14 protein-coding genes are annotated in these 15076 nt (G+C 73.8%); 10 read left to right on the top strand and 4 right to left on the bottom strand.

Features of this window, described 5'->3' with window-relative positions:
* The first annotated feature begins 137 nt into the window (after window positions 1-137).
* A complete protein-coding gene (locus tag ACFWR9_RS06305) occupies window positions 138-1655 on the top strand; it encodes a 3-hydroxyacyl-CoA dehydrogenase (protein WP_383836318.1) in 1518 nt (505 codons plus the stop codon).
* Entirely contained in the window at window positions 1652-2254 is a 603-nt protein-coding gene (locus tag ACFWR9_RS06300) for a TetR/AcrR family transcriptional regulator (protein ID WP_383836315.1), read from the top strand. Before ACFWR9_RS06305 ends, ACFWR9_RS06300 begins: the two co-directional genes overlap by 4 nt.
* Window positions 2255-2284: 30 nt before the next feature.
* On the opposite strand, the gene ACFWR9_RS06295 is transcribed toward ACFWR9_RS06300, so the two are convergent.
* A complete protein-coding gene (locus ACFWR9_RS06295) occupies window positions 2285-2785 on the bottom strand; it encodes an Lrp/AsnC family transcriptional regulator (protein ID WP_383836444.1) in 501 nt (166 codons plus the stop codon).
* Between the two features lie 189 nt (window positions 2786-2974).
* On the opposite strand from ACFWR9_RS06295, the gene pdhA reads away from it, so the two are divergent.
* From pdhA to ACFWR9_RS06265, 6 genes are all read left to right on the top strand, one after another.
* The gene (gene pdhA / locus ACFWR9_RS06290; RefSeq protein WP_383836312.1) at window positions 2975-4153 is read left to right on the top strand and encodes a pyruvate dehydrogenase (acetyl-transferring) E1 component subunit alpha; all 1179 of its coding nucleotides are present in this window, start codon (window positions 2975-2977) and stop codon (window positions 4151-4153) included.
* Complete coding sequence (locus ACFWR9_RS06285) at window positions 4150-5154, top strand: alpha-ketoacid dehydrogenase subunit beta (RefSeq protein WP_383836309.1); 1005 nt, start codon at window positions 4150-4152, stop codon at window positions 5152-5154. Before pdhA ends, ACFWR9_RS06285 begins: the two co-directional genes overlap by 4 nt.
* Window positions 5154-6581 carry a dihydrolipoamide acetyltransferase family protein gene (locus ACFWR9_RS06280; RefSeq protein WP_383836306.1) on the top strand — a complete coding sequence of 476 codons (1428 nt, stop codon included), beginning with the start codon at window positions 5154-5156 and terminating at the stop codon, window positions 6579-6581. The genes ACFWR9_RS06285 and ACFWR9_RS06280 overlap by 1 nt, the downstream gene beginning before the upstream one ends.
* A gap of 80 nt (window positions 6582-6661) precedes the next feature.
* Window positions 6662-7582 (top strand): NTP transferase domain-containing protein, encoded by a 921-nt coding sequence (locus ACFWR9_RS06275; RefSeq protein WP_383836303.1) that lies wholly within the window; start codon window positions 6662-6664, stop codon window positions 7580-7582.
* Complete coding sequence (locus ACFWR9_RS06270) at window positions 7582-9087, top strand: molybdopterin molybdotransferase MoeA (RefSeq protein ID WP_383836300.1); 1506 nt, start codon at window positions 7582-7584, stop codon at window positions 9085-9087. Before ACFWR9_RS06275 ends, ACFWR9_RS06270 begins: the two co-directional genes overlap by 1 nt.
* On the top strand, window positions 9084-10181 hold the full coding sequence (locus tag ACFWR9_RS06265) for a potassium channel family protein (RefSeq protein ID WP_383836297.1): 1098 nt from the start codon (window positions 9084-9086) through the stop codon (window positions 10179-10181). Before ACFWR9_RS06270 ends, ACFWR9_RS06265 begins: the two co-directional genes overlap by 4 nt.
* 5 nt (window positions 10182-10186) lie before the next feature.
* Here the strand turns inward: ACFWR9_RS06265 and ACFWR9_RS06260 are convergent, their stop codons facing one another.
* Together ACFWR9_RS06260 and ACFWR9_RS06255 are read right to left on the bottom strand one after the other, a co-directional pair.
* Entirely contained in the window at window positions 10187-11035 is an 849-nt protein-coding gene (locus ACFWR9_RS06260; RefSeq protein WP_383836294.1) for an ABC transporter permease, read from the bottom strand.
* The gene (locus ACFWR9_RS06255) at window positions 11032-12060 is read right to left on the bottom strand and encodes an ATP-binding cassette domain-containing protein (RefSeq protein ID WP_383836292.1); all 1029 of its coding nucleotides are present in this window, start codon (window positions 12058-12060) and stop codon (window positions 11032-11034) included. The genes ACFWR9_RS06260 and ACFWR9_RS06255 overlap by 4 nt, the downstream gene beginning before the upstream one ends.
* Before the next feature lie 204 nt (window positions 12061-12264).
* Here ACFWR9_RS06255 and ACFWR9_RS06250 point away from each other — a divergent pair, with 204 nt between their 5' ends.
* Window positions 12265-13257: an NAD(P)H-quinone oxidoreductase gene (locus tag ACFWR9_RS06250; RefSeq protein WP_383836289.1), complete on the top strand. Its 993-nt coding sequence runs from the start codon at window positions 12265-12267 to the stop codon at window positions 13255-13257.
* Between the two features lie 176 nt (window positions 13258-13433).
* On the opposite strand, the gene ACFWR9_RS06245 is transcribed toward ACFWR9_RS06250, so the two are convergent.
* The gene (locus tag ACFWR9_RS06245) at window positions 13434-14210 is read right to left on the bottom strand and encodes a hypothetical protein (RefSeq protein WP_383836286.1); all 777 of its coding nucleotides are present in this window, start codon (window positions 14208-14210) and stop codon (window positions 13434-13436) included.
* Window positions 14211-14371: 161 nt separating this feature from the next.
* On the opposite strand from ACFWR9_RS06245, the gene ACFWR9_RS06240 reads away from it, so the two are divergent.
* Window positions 14372-14914 (top strand): bacterial proteasome activator family protein, encoded by a 543-nt coding sequence (locus tag ACFWR9_RS06240; RefSeq protein ID WP_383836283.1) that lies wholly within the window; start codon window positions 14372-14374, stop codon window positions 14912-14914.
* Window positions 14915-15076 lie beyond the last annotated feature (162 nt).

The following is a 15076-nucleotide window of genomic DNA, read 5'->3' as shown; positions in this document are numbered from 1 at the left end:
CTACTCTCCGGCGGGTTCGTGGACCTGGGGGAAACCTGGGCAGAAACAGGCGGACACGGCTAGAGTAACCGAACGATCGGTCGGGACAAGGGGGACCGCCGCATCTGTGGAAAACCCCGTGCGGGAGGATCGCGCACATGACAGCACTCGACCTCAGCAGCCCCGTGGCCGTCGTCGGCACCGGCACCATGGGCCAGGGCATCGCCCAGGTGGCGCTGGTCGCGGGCCATCCCGTACGGCTGTACGACGCCGCCCCCGGGCGGGCCCGGGAAGCCGCCGACGCGATCGGCGCCCGGCTCGACCGGCTCGTCGAGAAGGAACGGCTCACCGGCCCCGAGCGGGACGCCGCCCGCGCCCGACTGCAGCCCGCCGAGGCGCTCTCCGACCTGGCCGACTGCGCGCTGGTCGTCGAGGCCGTCGTGGAGCGGCTGGACGTCAAGCAGGAGCTGTTCCGGGCGCTGGAGGACGTCGTCGGCGACGACTGCCTGCTCGCCACCAACACCTCCTCCCTGTCCGTCACCGCCATCGGCGGCGCGCTCGGCAACCCCGGCCGCTTCGTCGGCCTGCACTTCTTCAACCCCGCGCCACTGCTGCCGCTGGTGGAGGTCGTCTCCGGCTTCGCCACCGACGTCTCGTCGGCCACGCGCGCGTACGAGACCGCCCGCGCCTGGGGCAAGACCCCGGTCGCCTGCGCCGACACCCCCGGCTTCATCGTCAACCGCATCGCCCGGCCCTTCTACGCCGAGGCCCTGGCCGTGTACGAGGACCAGGGTGCCGACCCGGCCACCATCGACGCCGTGCTGCGCGAGTCGGGCGGCTTCCGGATGGGCGCCTTCGAGCTGACCGACCTCATCGGGCAGGACGTCAACGAGTCCGTCACGCACTCCGTGTGGCAGGCGTTCTTCCAGGACGTGCGGTTCACGCCGTCGCTGGCCCAGCGCCGCCTGGTGGAGTCCGGCCGGCTCGGCCGCAAGAGCGGGCAGGGCTGGTACGAGTACCGCGACGGGGCGGAGCGGCCCGAGCCGCACACCGCCGAGCCGGCCGACCGTCCCGCGTACGTCGTCGCCGAGGGCGGCCTGGGTCCGGCCGCCGAGGTGCTCGCGCTGATCCGCGAGGCGGGCATCGAGGTGCGCGAGGAGGCCGAGGACAACGGCACGCGGCTGGTCCTGCCCAGCGGCGGCCAGCTCGTGCTCGCCGACGGCCAGACCTCGGTGGAGTTCCGGGACGTCGTCTACTTCGACCTCGCGCTCGACTACCGCGCGGCGACGCGTGTCGCCCTGTCCGCCGCGCAGTGCACCTCCCCGCGCACGGTCGCCGAGGCCACCGGCCTGTTCCAGGCGCTCGGCAAGAAGGTCAGTGTCATCGGCGACGTCCCCGGCATGATCGTCGCCCGCACGGTCGCGCGGATCGTCGACCTGGCGGTGGAGGCGGTCGCCAAGGGCGTGGCCACCGAGGAGGACGTCGACACCGCGATGCGCCTCGGCGTCAACTACCCGCTGGGGCCCCTGGAGTGGAGCCGGCGGCTCGGCGGCGACTGGGCCTGCTCGGTCCTCGGCAACCTGCACGAGTGCGCGCCCACCGGCCGGTACGCGCCGTCCCTCGCGCTGCACCGCCACGCGTACGCCTCCGACAAGCAGGAGGGCACCCCCTCATGACCACCGCCAGGCGCGACACGTACACGCCCGAGACGCTGCTCTCCGTCGCCGTGCAGGTCTTCATCGAGCGCGGCTACGACGGCACCTCCATGGAGCACCTCTCCAAGGCGGCCGGGATCTCCAAGTCCTCGATCTACCACCACGTCACGGGCAAGGAGGAGCTGCTGCGCCGGGCGGTGAGCCGGGCGCTGGACGAGCTCTTCGGGATCCTCGACGAGGAGCACGCACGCGTGGGGCCCGCCGCCGGGCGCCTGGAGTACGTCGTGCGCCGCATGGTCGAGGTGCTCCTGGCCGAACTGCCCTACGTGACGCTCCTGCTGCGGGTACGCGGCAACACGGACACCGAGCGGTGGGCGCTGGAGCGGCGGCGGGAGTTCGACCACCGGGTCGCCGCCCTGCTGAAGGCCGCGGCGGCCGAGGGGGACGTCCGCGCGGACGTGGAGGTGCGGCTCGCGACCCGCCTGGTCTTCGGCATGATCAACTCGATCGTGGAGTGGTACCGCCCGGATGGTCCCGACGGCCGGGGCGGCGCGGGCGAGCGCGAGGTGGCCGACGCCGTGGCGCGGCTGGTCTTCGGCGGGCTGCGCAAGGCGTCCTGATCGCCTGGCCGGCCGCCCGGCGGCCGGGTGTCAGCTCTGTGGCTCCAGGTCCTCGGTCTCGAACACCAGCAGGGTGCGGGTGCTGAGCACCTCCGGGATGGCCTGGAGGCGGCTGAGCACCAGCTCGCGCAGCGCCCGGTTGTCCGGCGTGTGCACCAGCAGGAGGACGTCGAAGTCACCGCCGACCAGGGCGATGTGCGAGGCCCCGGGCAGCTGCCGCAGCTGCGCCCGCACCGTGCGCCAGGAGTTCTGGACGATCTTCAGGGTGATGTACGCCGAGGTGCCGTGCCCCGCGCGTTCGTGGTCGACGCGGGCTCCGAAGCCGCGGATGACGCCGTCCTCGACGAGCCGGTTGATGCGGGCGTAGGCGTTCGCGCGCGAGACGTGCACCCGCTCGGCGACCGACCGTATCGAGGCGCGGCCGTCCGCCTGGAGCATGCGCAGGATGTCCTGATCGATGGCGTCCAGCGGGCGCGGAGGCGGCGGGGGAACGGGCTCCTCGGGGCCGCCGTCCTCCGGGCGCTCGGCCATTTGTTCAGATGCCACCTGCCCCCGCCTCCCTGTCATGGACGTCCTGCGTCCATCTCAGGCTGTGGAGAACCGTTTGTCCACAGCCTGGGGCCGCCTGTAGCCAAAATGTGCCGACGACCGAACAATCGGTAGGTGAGGGCCGTCACACCCGTGGCGAGCCGACAGCCGCTCCCACGAGGAGGTGCCGTCATGACGGTCATGGAGCAGCGGGGCGCGTACCGGCCCACACCGCCGCCCGCCTGGCAGCCCCGTACCGACCCCGCGCCGCTGCTGCCCGACGCCGAGCCGTACCGCGTCCTCGGCACGAAGGCAGCGGAGCACGCCGACCCCGCGCTGCTGCGCACGCTCTACGCCCGGCTGGTCCACGGCCGGCGCTACAACACGCAGGCGACGGCGCTGACCAAGCAGGGCCGACTGGCCGTCTACCCCTCCAGCACCGGCCAGGAGGCGTGCGAGATCGCCGCCGCGCTGGCCCTCCAGGAGCGGGACTGGCTCTTCCCCAGCTACCGGGACACGCTCGCCGTCGTCGCCCGGGGCGTCGACCCCGTCGAGGCCCTCACCCTGCTGCGCGGCGACTGGCACACCGGTTACGACCCCTACGAGCACCGGGTCGCCCCCCTGTCGACGCCGCTGGCCACCCAGCTGCCGCACGCCGTGGGCCTCGCGCACGCCGCCCGGCTCAAGGGCGACGACGTGGTCGCGCTCGCCATGGTCGGCGACGGCGGCACCAGCGAGGGCGACTTCCACGAGGCGCTGAACTTCGCCGCCGTCTGGCAGGCGCCGGTCGTCTTCCTGGTGCAGAACAACGGCTTCGCGATCTCCGTCCCGCTCGCCAAGCAGACCGCCGCCCCGTCGCTGGCCCACAAGGCCGTCGGCTACGGGATGCCGGGCCGCCTGGTCGACGGCAACGACGCGGCCGCCGTGCACGAGGTCCTCTCCGACGCCGTGCGCCAGGCGCGCGCGGGCGGCGGTCCCACGCTGGTGGAGGCGGTGACGTACCGCGTCGAGGCGCACACCAACGCCGACGACGCCACGCGCTACCGGGGCGACGCCGAGGTCGAGACCTGGCGCCGGCACGACCCGATCGAGCTGCTGGAGCGGGAGCTGACCGACCGCGGCCTGCTCGACGAGGACGCCGTCCGGGCGGCCCGCGAGGACGCCGAGGCCATGGCCGCGGACCTGCGCGCCCGCATGAACCAGGATCCGGAGCTGGACCCGATGGACCTGTTCGCCCACGTCTACGCCGAGCCCACCCCGCAACTGCGCGAGCAGCGGGCGCTGCTGCGCGCGGAGCTGGAGGCCGCGGCCGAGGCGGAGGCCGGAAACGAGCCGGAGACCGGGACCGGGCCGGAAGGGACGCACCGATGACCACCGTCGCCGCCAAGCCGGCCACCATGGCGCAGGCCCTCACCCGCGCGCTGCGCGACGCCATGACCGCCGACCCGACCGTGCACGTCCTGGGCGAGGACGTGGGCGCCCTCGGCGGCGTCTTCCGCGTCACCGACGGGCTCACCGAGGAGTTCGGCGAGGACCGCTGCACGGACACCCCGCTCGCCGAGGCCGGCATCCTCGGCACGGCAGTCGGCATGGCGATGTACGGGCTGCGCCCGGTCGTGGAGATGCAGTTCGACGCCTTCGCCTACCCGGCGTTCGAGCAGGTCGTCAGCCACGTCACCAAGATGCGCAACCGCACGCGCGGGAAGATGCCCCTGCCGCTGACCATCCGCGTCCCCTACGGCGGCGGCATCGGCGGCGTCGAGCACCACAGCGACTCGTCGGAGGCGTACTACATGGCGACTCCGGGGCTCCATGTCGTCACGCCCGCGACCGTCGCCGACGCCTACGGACTGCTGCGCCGGTCCATCGCCTCCGACGACCCGGTGGTCTTCCTCGAACCCAAGCGCCTGTACTGGTCGAAGGACACCTGGAACCCCGAGGAGCCCACGCCCGTTGAACCGACAGGCCGCGCGGTGGTGCGGCGTTCCGGCCGGAGCGCCACACTCATCACGTACGGGCCGTCGCTGGCCGTCTGCATGGAGGCGGCCGAGGCGGCCCGGGCCGAGGGCTGGGACCTCGAAGTCGTCGATCTGCGCTCCCTGGTGCCGTTCGACGACGAGACGGTGTGCGCTTCGGTTCGGCGGACGGGACGCGCGGTCGTCGTCCACGAGTCGGGTTCCTTCGGGGGCCCGGGCGGGGAGATCGCGGCCCGGGTCACGGAGCGCTGCTTCCACCACCTGGAGGCGCCGGTGCTGCGTGTGGCCGGGTTCGACATCCCGTACCCGCCGCCGATGCTGGAGCGCCACCACCTGCCCGGTGTGGACCGGATCCTGGACGCCGTGGGGCGCCTGCAGTGGGAGGCCGAAAGCTGATGGCACACGCTTCTGACAGGCGCAGCCTGGAGTTCAAGCTCCCGGACCTCGGTGAGGGGCTCACCGAGGCGGAGATCGTGCGCTGGCTGGTCGAGGTCGGCGAGGTCGTCGCCGTCGACCAGCCGGTCGTCGAGGTCGAGACGGCCAAGGCGATGGTCGAGGTGCCCTGCCCCTACGGCGGCGTGGTCACCGCCCGCTTCGGCGAGGAGGGCTCGGAGCTGCCCGTCGGCGCGCCGCTGCTGACGGTGACGGTGGGCGAGGGAGCCGCCGCCGGCCGGCCGGAGCGGGACCCGGGCGCGGGCGGCGCCGCCGAGGAGACCACGGCCGAGGCGACCAAGGGCGAGGCGACCAAGGCGGAGGGTTCCGGCAACGTCCTGGTCGGGTACGGCACCTCCGAGGCACCGGCGCGGCGGCGCAGGGTGCGTCCGGTGCGTCCGGAGCCCGCCGAGCCGCAAAGGAGCGCGGCGGCGAACGGGCGGTCCGTCCGCACCGCCGAGCCGGAGGGTCCCGTCCCGGTCATCTCCCCGCTGGTCCGCAGGCTGGCCCGGCAGAACGACCTGGACCTGCGCGAGCTGACCGGCTCGGGCCCCGACGGGCTGATCCTGCGGGCGGACGTGGAGTACGCGCTGCGTGCCGCCACCGCCCAGGGCGGCCGTACGGCGGTCCCGGAGGGCGTGGCGGGCGTGGCGGGCCAGATACCGGCCGCCCCGGCGCCCATGTCGTCCGCGCCGCGCCCCGGCGGCATCCGCACCCCCCTCAAGGGCGTGCGCGGCGCCGTCGCCGACAAGCTCTCCCGCAGCCGGCGCGAGATCCCCGACGCGACGTGCTGGGTGGACGCCGACGCGACCGAGCTGATGCGGGCGCGCACGGCGATGAACGCCGCGGGCGGACCGAAGATCTCCCTCGTCGCGCTGCTGGCCCGGATCTGCACGGCCGCCCTGGCCCGCTTCCCGGAGCTGAACTCCACGGTCGACACCCAGGCCCGGGAGGTCGTCCAGCTCGACCACGTCCACCTCGGCTTCGCCGCCCAGACGGACCGGGGGCTGGTCGTGCCGGTCGTCCGGGACGCGCACGCGCGGGACGCCGAGGGGCTCACCGCGGAGTTCGCCCGGCTGACCGAGGCGGCCCGCGCGGGCCGGCTGACGCCCGGTGAGCTGACCGGCTCCACCTTCACGTTGAACAACTACGGCGTGTTCGGCGTCGACGGTTCCACGCCGATCATCAACCACCCCGAGGCGGCGATGCTCGGCGTAGGGCGCATCATTCCCAAGCCGTGGGTGCACGAGGGCGAGTTGGCGGTGCGTCAGGTCGTTCAGCTGTCGCTCACCTTCGACCACCGGGTGTGTGACGGCGGCACGGCGGGCGGTTTCCTGCGGTACGTGGCGGACTGCGTGGAACAGCCGGTGGTGCTGCTACGCACCCTGTGACGTGGGTGCGGCCGCGCACGCGCTGATCGCGCGGCCTCCCCCACGTTCCCTGTGATCGCGCAGGGCCCCATACTCGGGAGGTGACCGCGTACGAGCCCCCCGGTGACCCCGGCGCCGGCACCGACCCCGCGCCGGGCCCCGGCCCCGCCGGGTACGACGCCGTCGTGCTCGCGGGCGGGGCCGCCCGGCGGCTCGGCGGTGCCGACAAACCCGGCCTGCGCGTGGGCGGGCGCGCGCTCCTCGACCGGGTGCTCGCCGCCTGCGCCGGAGCGCGGACCACCGTCGTCGTCGCCGGCCCCCGGCCCACCGCCCGCCCGGTGACCTGGGCCCGCGAGGACCCGCCCGGTGGCGGACCGCTCGCCGCGCTCGCCGCCGGACTGCGGCACACCACGGCCGAGTACGTCGTGGTGCTCTCCGCCGACCTGCCGTTCCTCGGGGAACCGACGGTCGCGCGGCTGCTGTCGGCCCTCGCCGCGAGCGAGGCGGACGGCGTGCTGCTCACCGACGCCGACGGCCGCGACCAGCCCCTGGTCGCGGCCTATCGCGCGTCCGCCGTACGCCGCGAACTGGCCGCTCTCGCCAGGGAACGGGAAGAGGGGACGGATCTCACCGGGATGCCCCTGCGCCGCCTCACCGGCGCCCTCCGGCTCACCCGGGTCCCCGACGCCGTCGCCTCCTTCGACTGCGACACCTGGGACGACATCGCCACCGCAAGGGCACGCATCAGGGAGCATGGTCACGTGTTGGATGAATGGATCTCCGCAGCCAAGGACGAGCTGGGCATCGACCTCGACGTCGACACCGGCCTCCTGCTCGACCTCGCGCGTGACGCCGCCCACGGAGTGGCCAGGCCCGCGGCCCCGCTGACCACCTTCCTCGTCGGCTACGTCGCCGGGCGGGCCGGGGGCGGTCCCGAGGCGGTCGCCGAGGCCGCCCGCAAGGCCGCGGCCCTCGCCCAGCGCTGGGCGGACGAGGCCACCGACGCCCGCCCGGACGCCTGATGGCCTCCCCCGGCACACGGGCCGACGAGGAAGACCTCGACGTCGAGGAGGCGCTCGCCCTCGTGAAGGAGAACCCCGGCCACCCGCACGGCCGTCCCGGCCCCCCGCACGGCGATCCCGGCCCATCCCACGGCGACCCTGGCCATGCGGCGAAGCCCGCCCGCGCCACGCCCGCCGGCCATCACGGCGCCTCGAACGGCCCCCCCGTGTCCCCCGTGTCCGTGTCCCCCGTGTCCCCTGAGTCCCCTGAGTCCCCTGAGTCCCCCGAGTCCCCTGCGTCCCCCGAGTCCCACCACCACGCGACCCCCTGGCCCGAGGCCCGCTCCGCCGCCGAGCGCGCCGCCCGCTCCGCCGCCCGGGCCGCCCGCCGCACGCCGGTCTCCGTGCCGCTCGACGCGGCCCTCGGCCTCACCCTGGCCGCGCCCCTGACCGCCCTCACCGACCTGCCGTCCTTCGACACCTCCGCGATGGACGGCTGGGCCGTCGCCGGGCCGGGCCCCTGGACGGTGCGCGACGAGGGGGTCCTGGCCGGACACGCGGAGGCCGCGCCCCTCAGCGACGGCGAGGCCGCCCGGATCGCCACCGGCGCCCGCATCCCCCCGGACACCACCGCCGTACTGCGTACCGAGCACGGCCGCACCGACGACCGGGACCGGCTCCACCCCACCCGCGAGGTCGTCCACGGCCAGGACATCCGCCCGCGGGGCCAGGAGTGCCGCAGCGGCGACCAGTTGCTGCCCGTCGGCACCCTCGCGACCCCGCCCGTGCTGGGCCTCGCGGCGGCCGCCGGGTACGACACTCTCACCGCGGTCCCCCGCCCCCGCGTCGACGTCCTCGTCCTCGGCGACGAACTGCTCACCGGGGGCCTCCCGCACGACGGCCTCATCCGGGACGCGCTCGGCCCGATGCTGCCGCCCTGGCTGCGGGCGCTGGGCGCCGAGGTCCGCACCGTCCGCCGCATCGGCGACGACGCCAAGGCGCTGCACCGCGCCGTCACGACCTCCGACGCCGACCTGATCGTCACGACCGGCGGTACCGCCGCCGGCCCCGTCGACCACGTCCACCCGATCCTGCGCCGGATCGGCGCCGACCTCGTCGTGGACGGCGTCAAGGTGCGCCCGGGACACCCGATGCTGCTGGCCCGCCTCAAGGACGACCAGCACCTCGTCGGGCTGCCCGGCAACCCCCTTGCCGCCGTCTCCGGACTGCTCACCCTCGCCGAGCCGCTGCTGCGCACGCTCGCCGCCCGCCCGGCGCCCGAGCGGTACACGCTGCCGCTGCGGGACGCGGTGCACGGGCACCCCTACGACACCCGGCTCGTCCCCGTCGTACTGCGCGACGACGGTGCCGCGCCGCTGCACTACAACGGCCCGGCCATGCTGCGCGGCATCGCGGCCGCCGACGCGCTGGCCGTCGTACCCCCGGGCGGAACGCGGTCGGGTCAGGAGGCGGAGTTGCTGGACCTGCCCTGGGCCACCGCCGGAATCGGAGTGTGTTTCACGTGAAACTTCCGGGCCAGGACGCGATCGCCCGCCAGGCGGACGAGCATCTCGTGACCCACCGGGTGAAACTCCCCAGGGCACTGGTGGAGCACCCGATCCGCCAGGTCGCCAAACGGCTGTCGCTGGCCCTGGTGGTGCTGGTCGCGACGGCGTTCATCGTCTACGCCGACCACGACGGCTACAACGACAACTCCGACGGCTCGCTCGATCTCCTCGACGCTTTCTACTACGCCACCGTCACCCTCTCCACCACCGGGTACGGCGACATCACACCGGTCAGCGACGCCGCCCGGCTGACCAACATCTTCATCATCACGCCCCTGCGCGTGCTGTTCCTGATCATCCTGGTCGGCACCACGCTGGAAGCCCTCACCGAGCGCACTCGGGACGAGTGGCGCCTGAACCGCTGGAGGTCCACCTTGCGCGATCACACCGTCGTCGTCGGCTTCGGCACCAAGGGGAGGTCGGCGATCCAGACCGTCTGCGCCACCGGCCTGCGCAAGGAGCAGGTGGTGGTGGTCGACCCGAGCGGGAAGGCCATCGAGGCCGCGACGGCGCACGGCTACGCGGGCGTGATAGGCGACGCGACGCGCAGCGATGTGCTCAACCGCGCCGAGTTGTTCCGGGCGAAGCAGATCATCATCGCCACCCAGCGGGACGACACGGCCGTGCTGGTGACGCTGACGGCCCGGCAGCTCAACCGGGGCGCGAAGATCGTGGTCGCGGTCCGCGAGGAGGAGAACGCGCCGCTGCTGAAGCAGTCCGGCGCCGACGCCGTGATCACCAGCGCCAGCGCCGCGGGCCGGCTGCTCGGGCTCTCCGTGCTCAGCCCCGCCGCCGGCATGGTCATGGAGGACCTGATCAGCCAGGGCAGCGGGCTCGACCTCATCGAGCGGCCCGTCATAAAGGCCGAGGTGGGCAAGAACCTGCGCGAGGTGAACGACCTGGTGGTGAGCGTCCTGCGGGGGCACCGCGTCCTGGGGTACGACGACGCGGCCGTCGGCGGGCTGGAGCTGACGGACCGGCTGATCACGATCGTGCGGGCGACGCCGACCACCCAAGTGGCGCCCGACGCCCGCCCGCTGCCCCGCGACTGACGCGGCTACTTGCGGTTGTAGAGCCGCATCGTGACCGGGCCGAAGACCAGCAGGAGCGCGCCCGCCCAGCCCAGCGTCCAGGCGATCTCGACGCCGGGCCACTCACCCGCCATCAGACCGCGCACCGCGGACGCGAGGTGGGTGATCGGGCTGTTGTTGACGAAGGCCTGGAGCCAGCCCGGCATGGTCTTCGGGTCGACGAAGACGTTGGACAGGAAGGTGAGCGGGAAGATCACCATCATGCTGACGCTCATCACCGACTTCTCGGTGCGCAGCATCAGCCCGAACATCGTCCAGATCCACGAGAAGGCGAACGAGAAGACCAGCAGCAGCGCGATGCCGGCGACCACGCCGACGAACCCGCCGTCGGGCCGGTAGCCGAGCAGCAGACCCACCGCGAGCATCACGACGGACGCGATGGTGTAGCGCAGTGCGTCGCCGAGCAGGTAGCCGACCATCGCCGAGGGCCGCCAGATCGGCAGCGTGCGGAAGCGGTCGAAGACGCCCTTCTCGATGTCGATGTTCACCGAGACGCCGGTGTACATCGTGATCATCACGACCGACATCACGAGGATGCCCGGCAGGACGAACTGGATGTAGTCACTGGGCGAACCCGCCAGCGCACCGCCGAAGAGGTACGTGAACATCAACAGGTTCATGATCGGGAAGGCGGTGACGTCGAAGAGCTGCTCCGGCACGTGCTTGATCTTGAGGATCGCGCGCCAGCCGAACGTCACGGACGTGGACAGGGCGCTGGGCCGTGGCGGGCGCTCCTTGGCCACCAGCAGCGCCGTCAGGGACTCGGCGCTGACCGGGGAGAGCTCCTTGCTCTCGGGGCTCGTGGCCGTGCTCATGCCGCCACCTCGTCCTTCTTGTCGGTGCCGGAGCCGGCGTCGGGGCCCGTGCCCTGGCCGGTGTCGTGTCCGGTCAGCGCCAGGAAGACCTCGTCGAGGCTGGGCTGTCCCAGGGAGAAGCTGTCGACGGTGATGCCGGCCCGCGCCAGCTCACCGAGCGCCTTGGCGGCCTGGTCGGCGGCGGTGTCGCTGGCCGCCGCCGCGAGGCGCGCGCTCAGCGCCACCGGGTCGGGCTCCAGCTGCACCTCGGCGACCAGCAGGTCCCGCAGCAGCCGCTCGGCCTCCGGGCGCTCCTCGGCGTCCCGTAGCCGCAGATGGACGGAGCCGGCGCCGACGGACGCCTTCAGCTCGCCCTTGGTCCCCTCGGCGATCACCTTGCCCTTGTCGATGACGGCGATCCGGGACGCCAGCTGGTCGGCCTCGTCCAGGTACTGCGTGGTCAGCAGCACGGTGGTGCCCTGGGCGACGACGGCGCGCACGATGTCCCACACCTGGTTGCGGCTGCGCGGGTCGAGGCCGGTGGTCGGCTCGTCCAGGAAGAGCAGGTCGGGGGTGTTGAGGATGGACGCGGCGATGTCGATGCGCCGCCGCATGCCGCCGGAGTAGTGCTTGACCTGCTTCGCCGCCGCGTCCGTCAGCCCGAAGGCCGCCAGCAGCTGCTCGCCCCGCTCCCGCGCGGCCACCTTGCCGTGACCGAGGAGCCGGCCCAGCAGGATCAGGTTCTCGGTGCCGGTGAGGTCCTCGTCCACGGAGGCGTACTGACCGGTGAGGCTCACCCGGCTGCGTACCTCGTCCGCCTCGTGTACGACGTCACGGCCGAAGACCCGGGCATGGCCGGCGTCCGGCCGCAGCAGGGTGGCGAGCATCTTCACCGTGGTGGTCTTGCCCGCGCCGTTCGGTCCGAGGACGCCGTAGACCGTGCCGGCGGGCACCGAGAGGTCCACCCCGTCCACGGCCCGGGTCTCACCGAACGTCTTCACCAGTCCCGCGGTCTCGATCGCGGGGTCGGACGTGTGCGTGCTCATGCTGGTGGTCCTTCCGCCTTCTTGGGCTACGCATGGGGAGACCTTTACCGTCGCGCAAACTCATCGGTCGTGCGAAGGGATTTCCGGAGGGACGGTCCCAAAGTCGCAGGACGCTCGGTCCGGGGACCGAGGCACGGGGACCGAGGTACGGGGACCGAGGCACGGGGACCGAGGCACGGGGGTCGCAGGAGTAGCGTCGCCTCCATGCATGCGATCACGATTTCCGAACCCGGCGGCCCCGAGGCTCTGGTCTGGACCGAGGTCCCCGACCCGGTGCCCGGCGACGGCGAGGTCCTGGTCGAGGTGGCGGCCAGCGCCGTCAACCGCGCCGACATCATGCAGCGCCAGGGGTTCTACGACCCCCCGCCCGGCGCCTCCCCCTACCCCGGCCTGGAGTGCTCCGGGCGGATCGCCGCGCTCGGGCCCGGCGTGTCCGGCTGGGCCGTCGGCGACGAGGTGTGCGCGCTGCTCGCGGGGGGCGGCTACGCGGAGAAGGTCGTCGTTCCGTCCGGCCAGCTGCTGCCGGTGCCGGAGGGCGTCGGCCTCAAGGAGGCGGCGGCGCTGCCCGAGGTGGTCTGCACCGTCTGGTCGAACGTCTTCATGGTCGCCCACCTGCGCCCCGGCGAGACCCTTCTCGTGCACGGCGGCTCCAGCGGCATCGGCACCATGGCGATCCAGCTCGCCAAGGCCGTCGGCGCGCGGATCGCCGTGACGGCGGGGACCCCGGAGAAGCTGGAGCGCTGCGCCGAGCTGGGCGCCGACATCCTGGTCAACTACCGGGAGCAGGACTTCGTCGCCGAGCTGAAGGACGCGACGGGCGGCGCGGGCGCCGACGTGATCCTCGACAACATGGGTGCCAAGTACCTGGACCGCAACGTCCGGGCCCTCGCGGTGAACGGCCGGCTCGCGATCATCGGCATGCAGGGCGGCCGCAAGGGCGAGCTGGACATCGGCACGCTCCTCGCCAAGCGCGCCGCCGTGAGCGCGACCTCGCTGCGGGCCCGCCCGCCGGAGGAGAAGGCGGCCATCGTGGCCGCCGTACGCGAGCACGTCTGGCCGCTGTTCGCCGGGGGCAGTAATGCTCGCGTACGCCCGGTCGTCGACCGCGAACTCCCGCTGAGCGACGCCGCCGACGGCCACCGGGTGGTGGAGGAGAGCGGCCACATCGGCAAGGTGCTGCTGGTCACCGGCGCCTAGGGCCTCCGGCGGATCAGGTCGCCGGAAAGCCACGTCGCCTCGTCGGCGCCGGATCATGCCGCAGACCCCGGTGGGCGCGCCGGACCCGCGTCCGCGGCATGATCCGCCGGGCAGGGCCTGGCGGCACGGGAGGGGCCAGGCCTGGCGGGCGAGCCGCGTTGCGGCATGGCGCCGGCCTACCCCCGGCGCAGGCGCAGGCCCACGAAGGCCAGGGCCAGGCCGAGGCCGATGAGGACCATGCCGCTGCCCAGGGGGAGCACCCGCAGCACGGGTTCGGTGGCGGCGGTACGCGTGCCCGTCCCGGGCTGGGCCCCGGACGGGGAGGCGGAGGGCACCAGGGCGGCCTCCCCGGACGGCTCGGCGGTGGCCGGGTCCTCGGCCGGGCCGTCGCGCTCGCCCCGCGCCCAGCGGCCGGCGTCCTCGTCGGCGCGGTCCTTCTCCGGCTTCCACTCCCCGGCACGGCCGGGCCGCTGCCTTCCCTCGCCCGGCACGCTCCCCGCCCGGGACGGCTCGGCCGCGGAGGCGGCGGGGGCCGCCGAACCCGTTGAGGCACCGGATGTCGAGGGCGAGGCAGAGGTGGAGGGCGTGGCGGAACCGTGTTCCGTGCCGCCACCCGGCCGGGACTGCCCGGCGGAGGGCGCGGCGGGCCCGGCCTCAGGGCGCTCCGGGCGCTCCGGGCGCTCCGGTCCGCCGGGGCGCTCGTGACCGCCGGACTGCCCGGGACGTTCGCGGTCGCCCCGCCGGTCCTGGTCCCCGGGGCCGTCCGGGCCGACGGCGGCCGCCCCCGGCACCACACCGTGCCCCGGCCCCGAGGGGGACGGGGTCAGGACGGCCCCCACCGCCGCGAACCCGGCGCCGTGCGCTGCCCCCGCCCCGTACGGCGACACCAGCGCGCCGAACCCCAGTGCCCCCACCAGTCCCGTCGCTCGCAGTGTGCGCAGCCATGGAGTCACGTCCGTGACCCCCTCCCGGTGTAACCAGTCGTGGAAAATCGACGGAACAAGCCTCACATCGGGTGGCCAGTCCGGCATTCCGGACGCCGCCGAACGCGGTACGGCACCTTTGAACGGGGGCACCGCCCGGCCGCGGTGCACCGTTGCGAGACAATGGCGGCATGGAGATGCCGAGGAACGACAGGTCGCCGGAGAACCCCCAGATCCTGGTCGTCGGCCAGGACGGAATGGCGCTCAGCGGCGGCGGCGGGGACGACGACTCCCGCGAGATTCCGGTGACCGAGCAGGTGGAACAGCCTGCCAAGGTCATGCGGATCGGCAGCATGATCAAGCAGCTGCTGGAGGAGGTGCGCGTCGCGCCCCTGGACGAGGCGAGCCGGGCCCGGCTCAAGGAGATCCACTCCAGCTCGGTGAAGGAGCTGGAGGACGGACTGGCCCCGGAGCTGGTCGAGGAGCTGGAGCGGCTCTCCCTGCCCTTCACGGACGACGTGACCCCGACCGACGCCGAACTGCGGATCGCGCAGGCGCAGCTGGTCGGCTGGCTGGAGGGCCTGTTCCACGGCATCCAGACCACGCTGTTCGCCCAGCAGATGGCCGCGCGGGCCCAGCTGGAGCAGATGCGCCGCGCCCTGCCGCCGGGTGTCGCCCCGGAAGGCGAGGAGCCCCCGCAGCCGGGCGGCCGCTCGGGCGGCCCCTACCTCTAGCCTCTAAGAAAACTCCCGGCCTCTGGGAGTCCTCCCCCACGACACCGCGAAGGGGCCCGCCCCCCCGGCGGGCGGGGCCCTAGCCCGGGTGAACCCCGCACACCGCGGCCGGGGTTGCCCGCGAGTACATGAGGTGGTTATCCGGCAAGTGCACCCGGGCGA

It is taken from the genome of Streptomyces sp. NPDC058534 (genome assembly GCF_042717365.1).
In the GTDB taxonomy this organism is placed as follows: domain Bacteria; phylum Actinomycetota; class Actinomycetes; order Streptomycetales; family Streptomycetaceae; genus Streptomyces.
This window is presented reverse-complemented; position numbering and strand designations above follow the sequence as displayed.

Bases quoted from the DNA above. Each gene is read 5' to 3' on its own strand.
- ACFWR9_RS06305 (WP_383836318.1), top strand. From the start codon at position 138: ATGACAGCACTCGACCTCAGCAGCCCCGTGGCCGTCGTCGGCACCGGC.
- ACFWR9_RS06300 (WP_383836315.1), top strand. From the start codon at position 1,652: ATGACCACCGCCAGGCGCGACACGTACACGCCCGAGACGCTGCTCTCC.
- ACFWR9_RS06295 (WP_383836444.1), bottom strand. From the start codon at position 2,785: ATGGCCGAGCGCCCGGAGGACGGCGGCCCCGAGGAGCCCGTTCCCCCG.
- pdhA (WP_383836312.1), top strand. From the start codon at position 2,975: ATGACGGTCATGGAGCAGCGGGGCGCGTACCGGCCCACACCGCCGCCC.
- ACFWR9_RS06285 (WP_383836309.1), top strand. From the start codon at position 4,150: ATGACCACCGTCGCCGCCAAGCCGGCCACCATGGCGCAGGCCCTCACC.
- ACFWR9_RS06280 (WP_383836306.1), top strand. From the start codon at position 5,154: ATGGCACACGCTTCTGACAGGCGCAGCCTGGAGTTCAAGCTCCCGGAC.
- ACFWR9_RS06270 (WP_383836300.1), top strand. From the start codon at position 7,582: ATGGCCTCCCCCGGCACACGGGCCGACGAGGAAGACCTCGACGTCGAG.
- ACFWR9_RS06260 (WP_383836294.1), bottom strand. From the start codon at position 11,035: ATGAGCACGGCCACGAGCCCCGAGAGCAAGGAGCTCTCCCCGGTCAGC.
- ACFWR9_RS06255 (WP_383836292.1), bottom strand. From the start codon at position 12,060: ATGAGCACGCACACGTCCGACCCCGCGATCGAGACCGCGGGACTGGTG.
- ACFWR9_RS06250 (WP_383836289.1), top strand. From the start codon at position 12,265: ATGCATGCGATCACGATTTCCGAACCCGGCGGCCCCGAGGCTCTGGTC.
- ACFWR9_RS06240 (WP_383836283.1), top strand. From the start codon at position 14,372: ATGGAGATGCCGAGGAACGACAGGTCGCCGGAGAACCCCCAGATCCTG.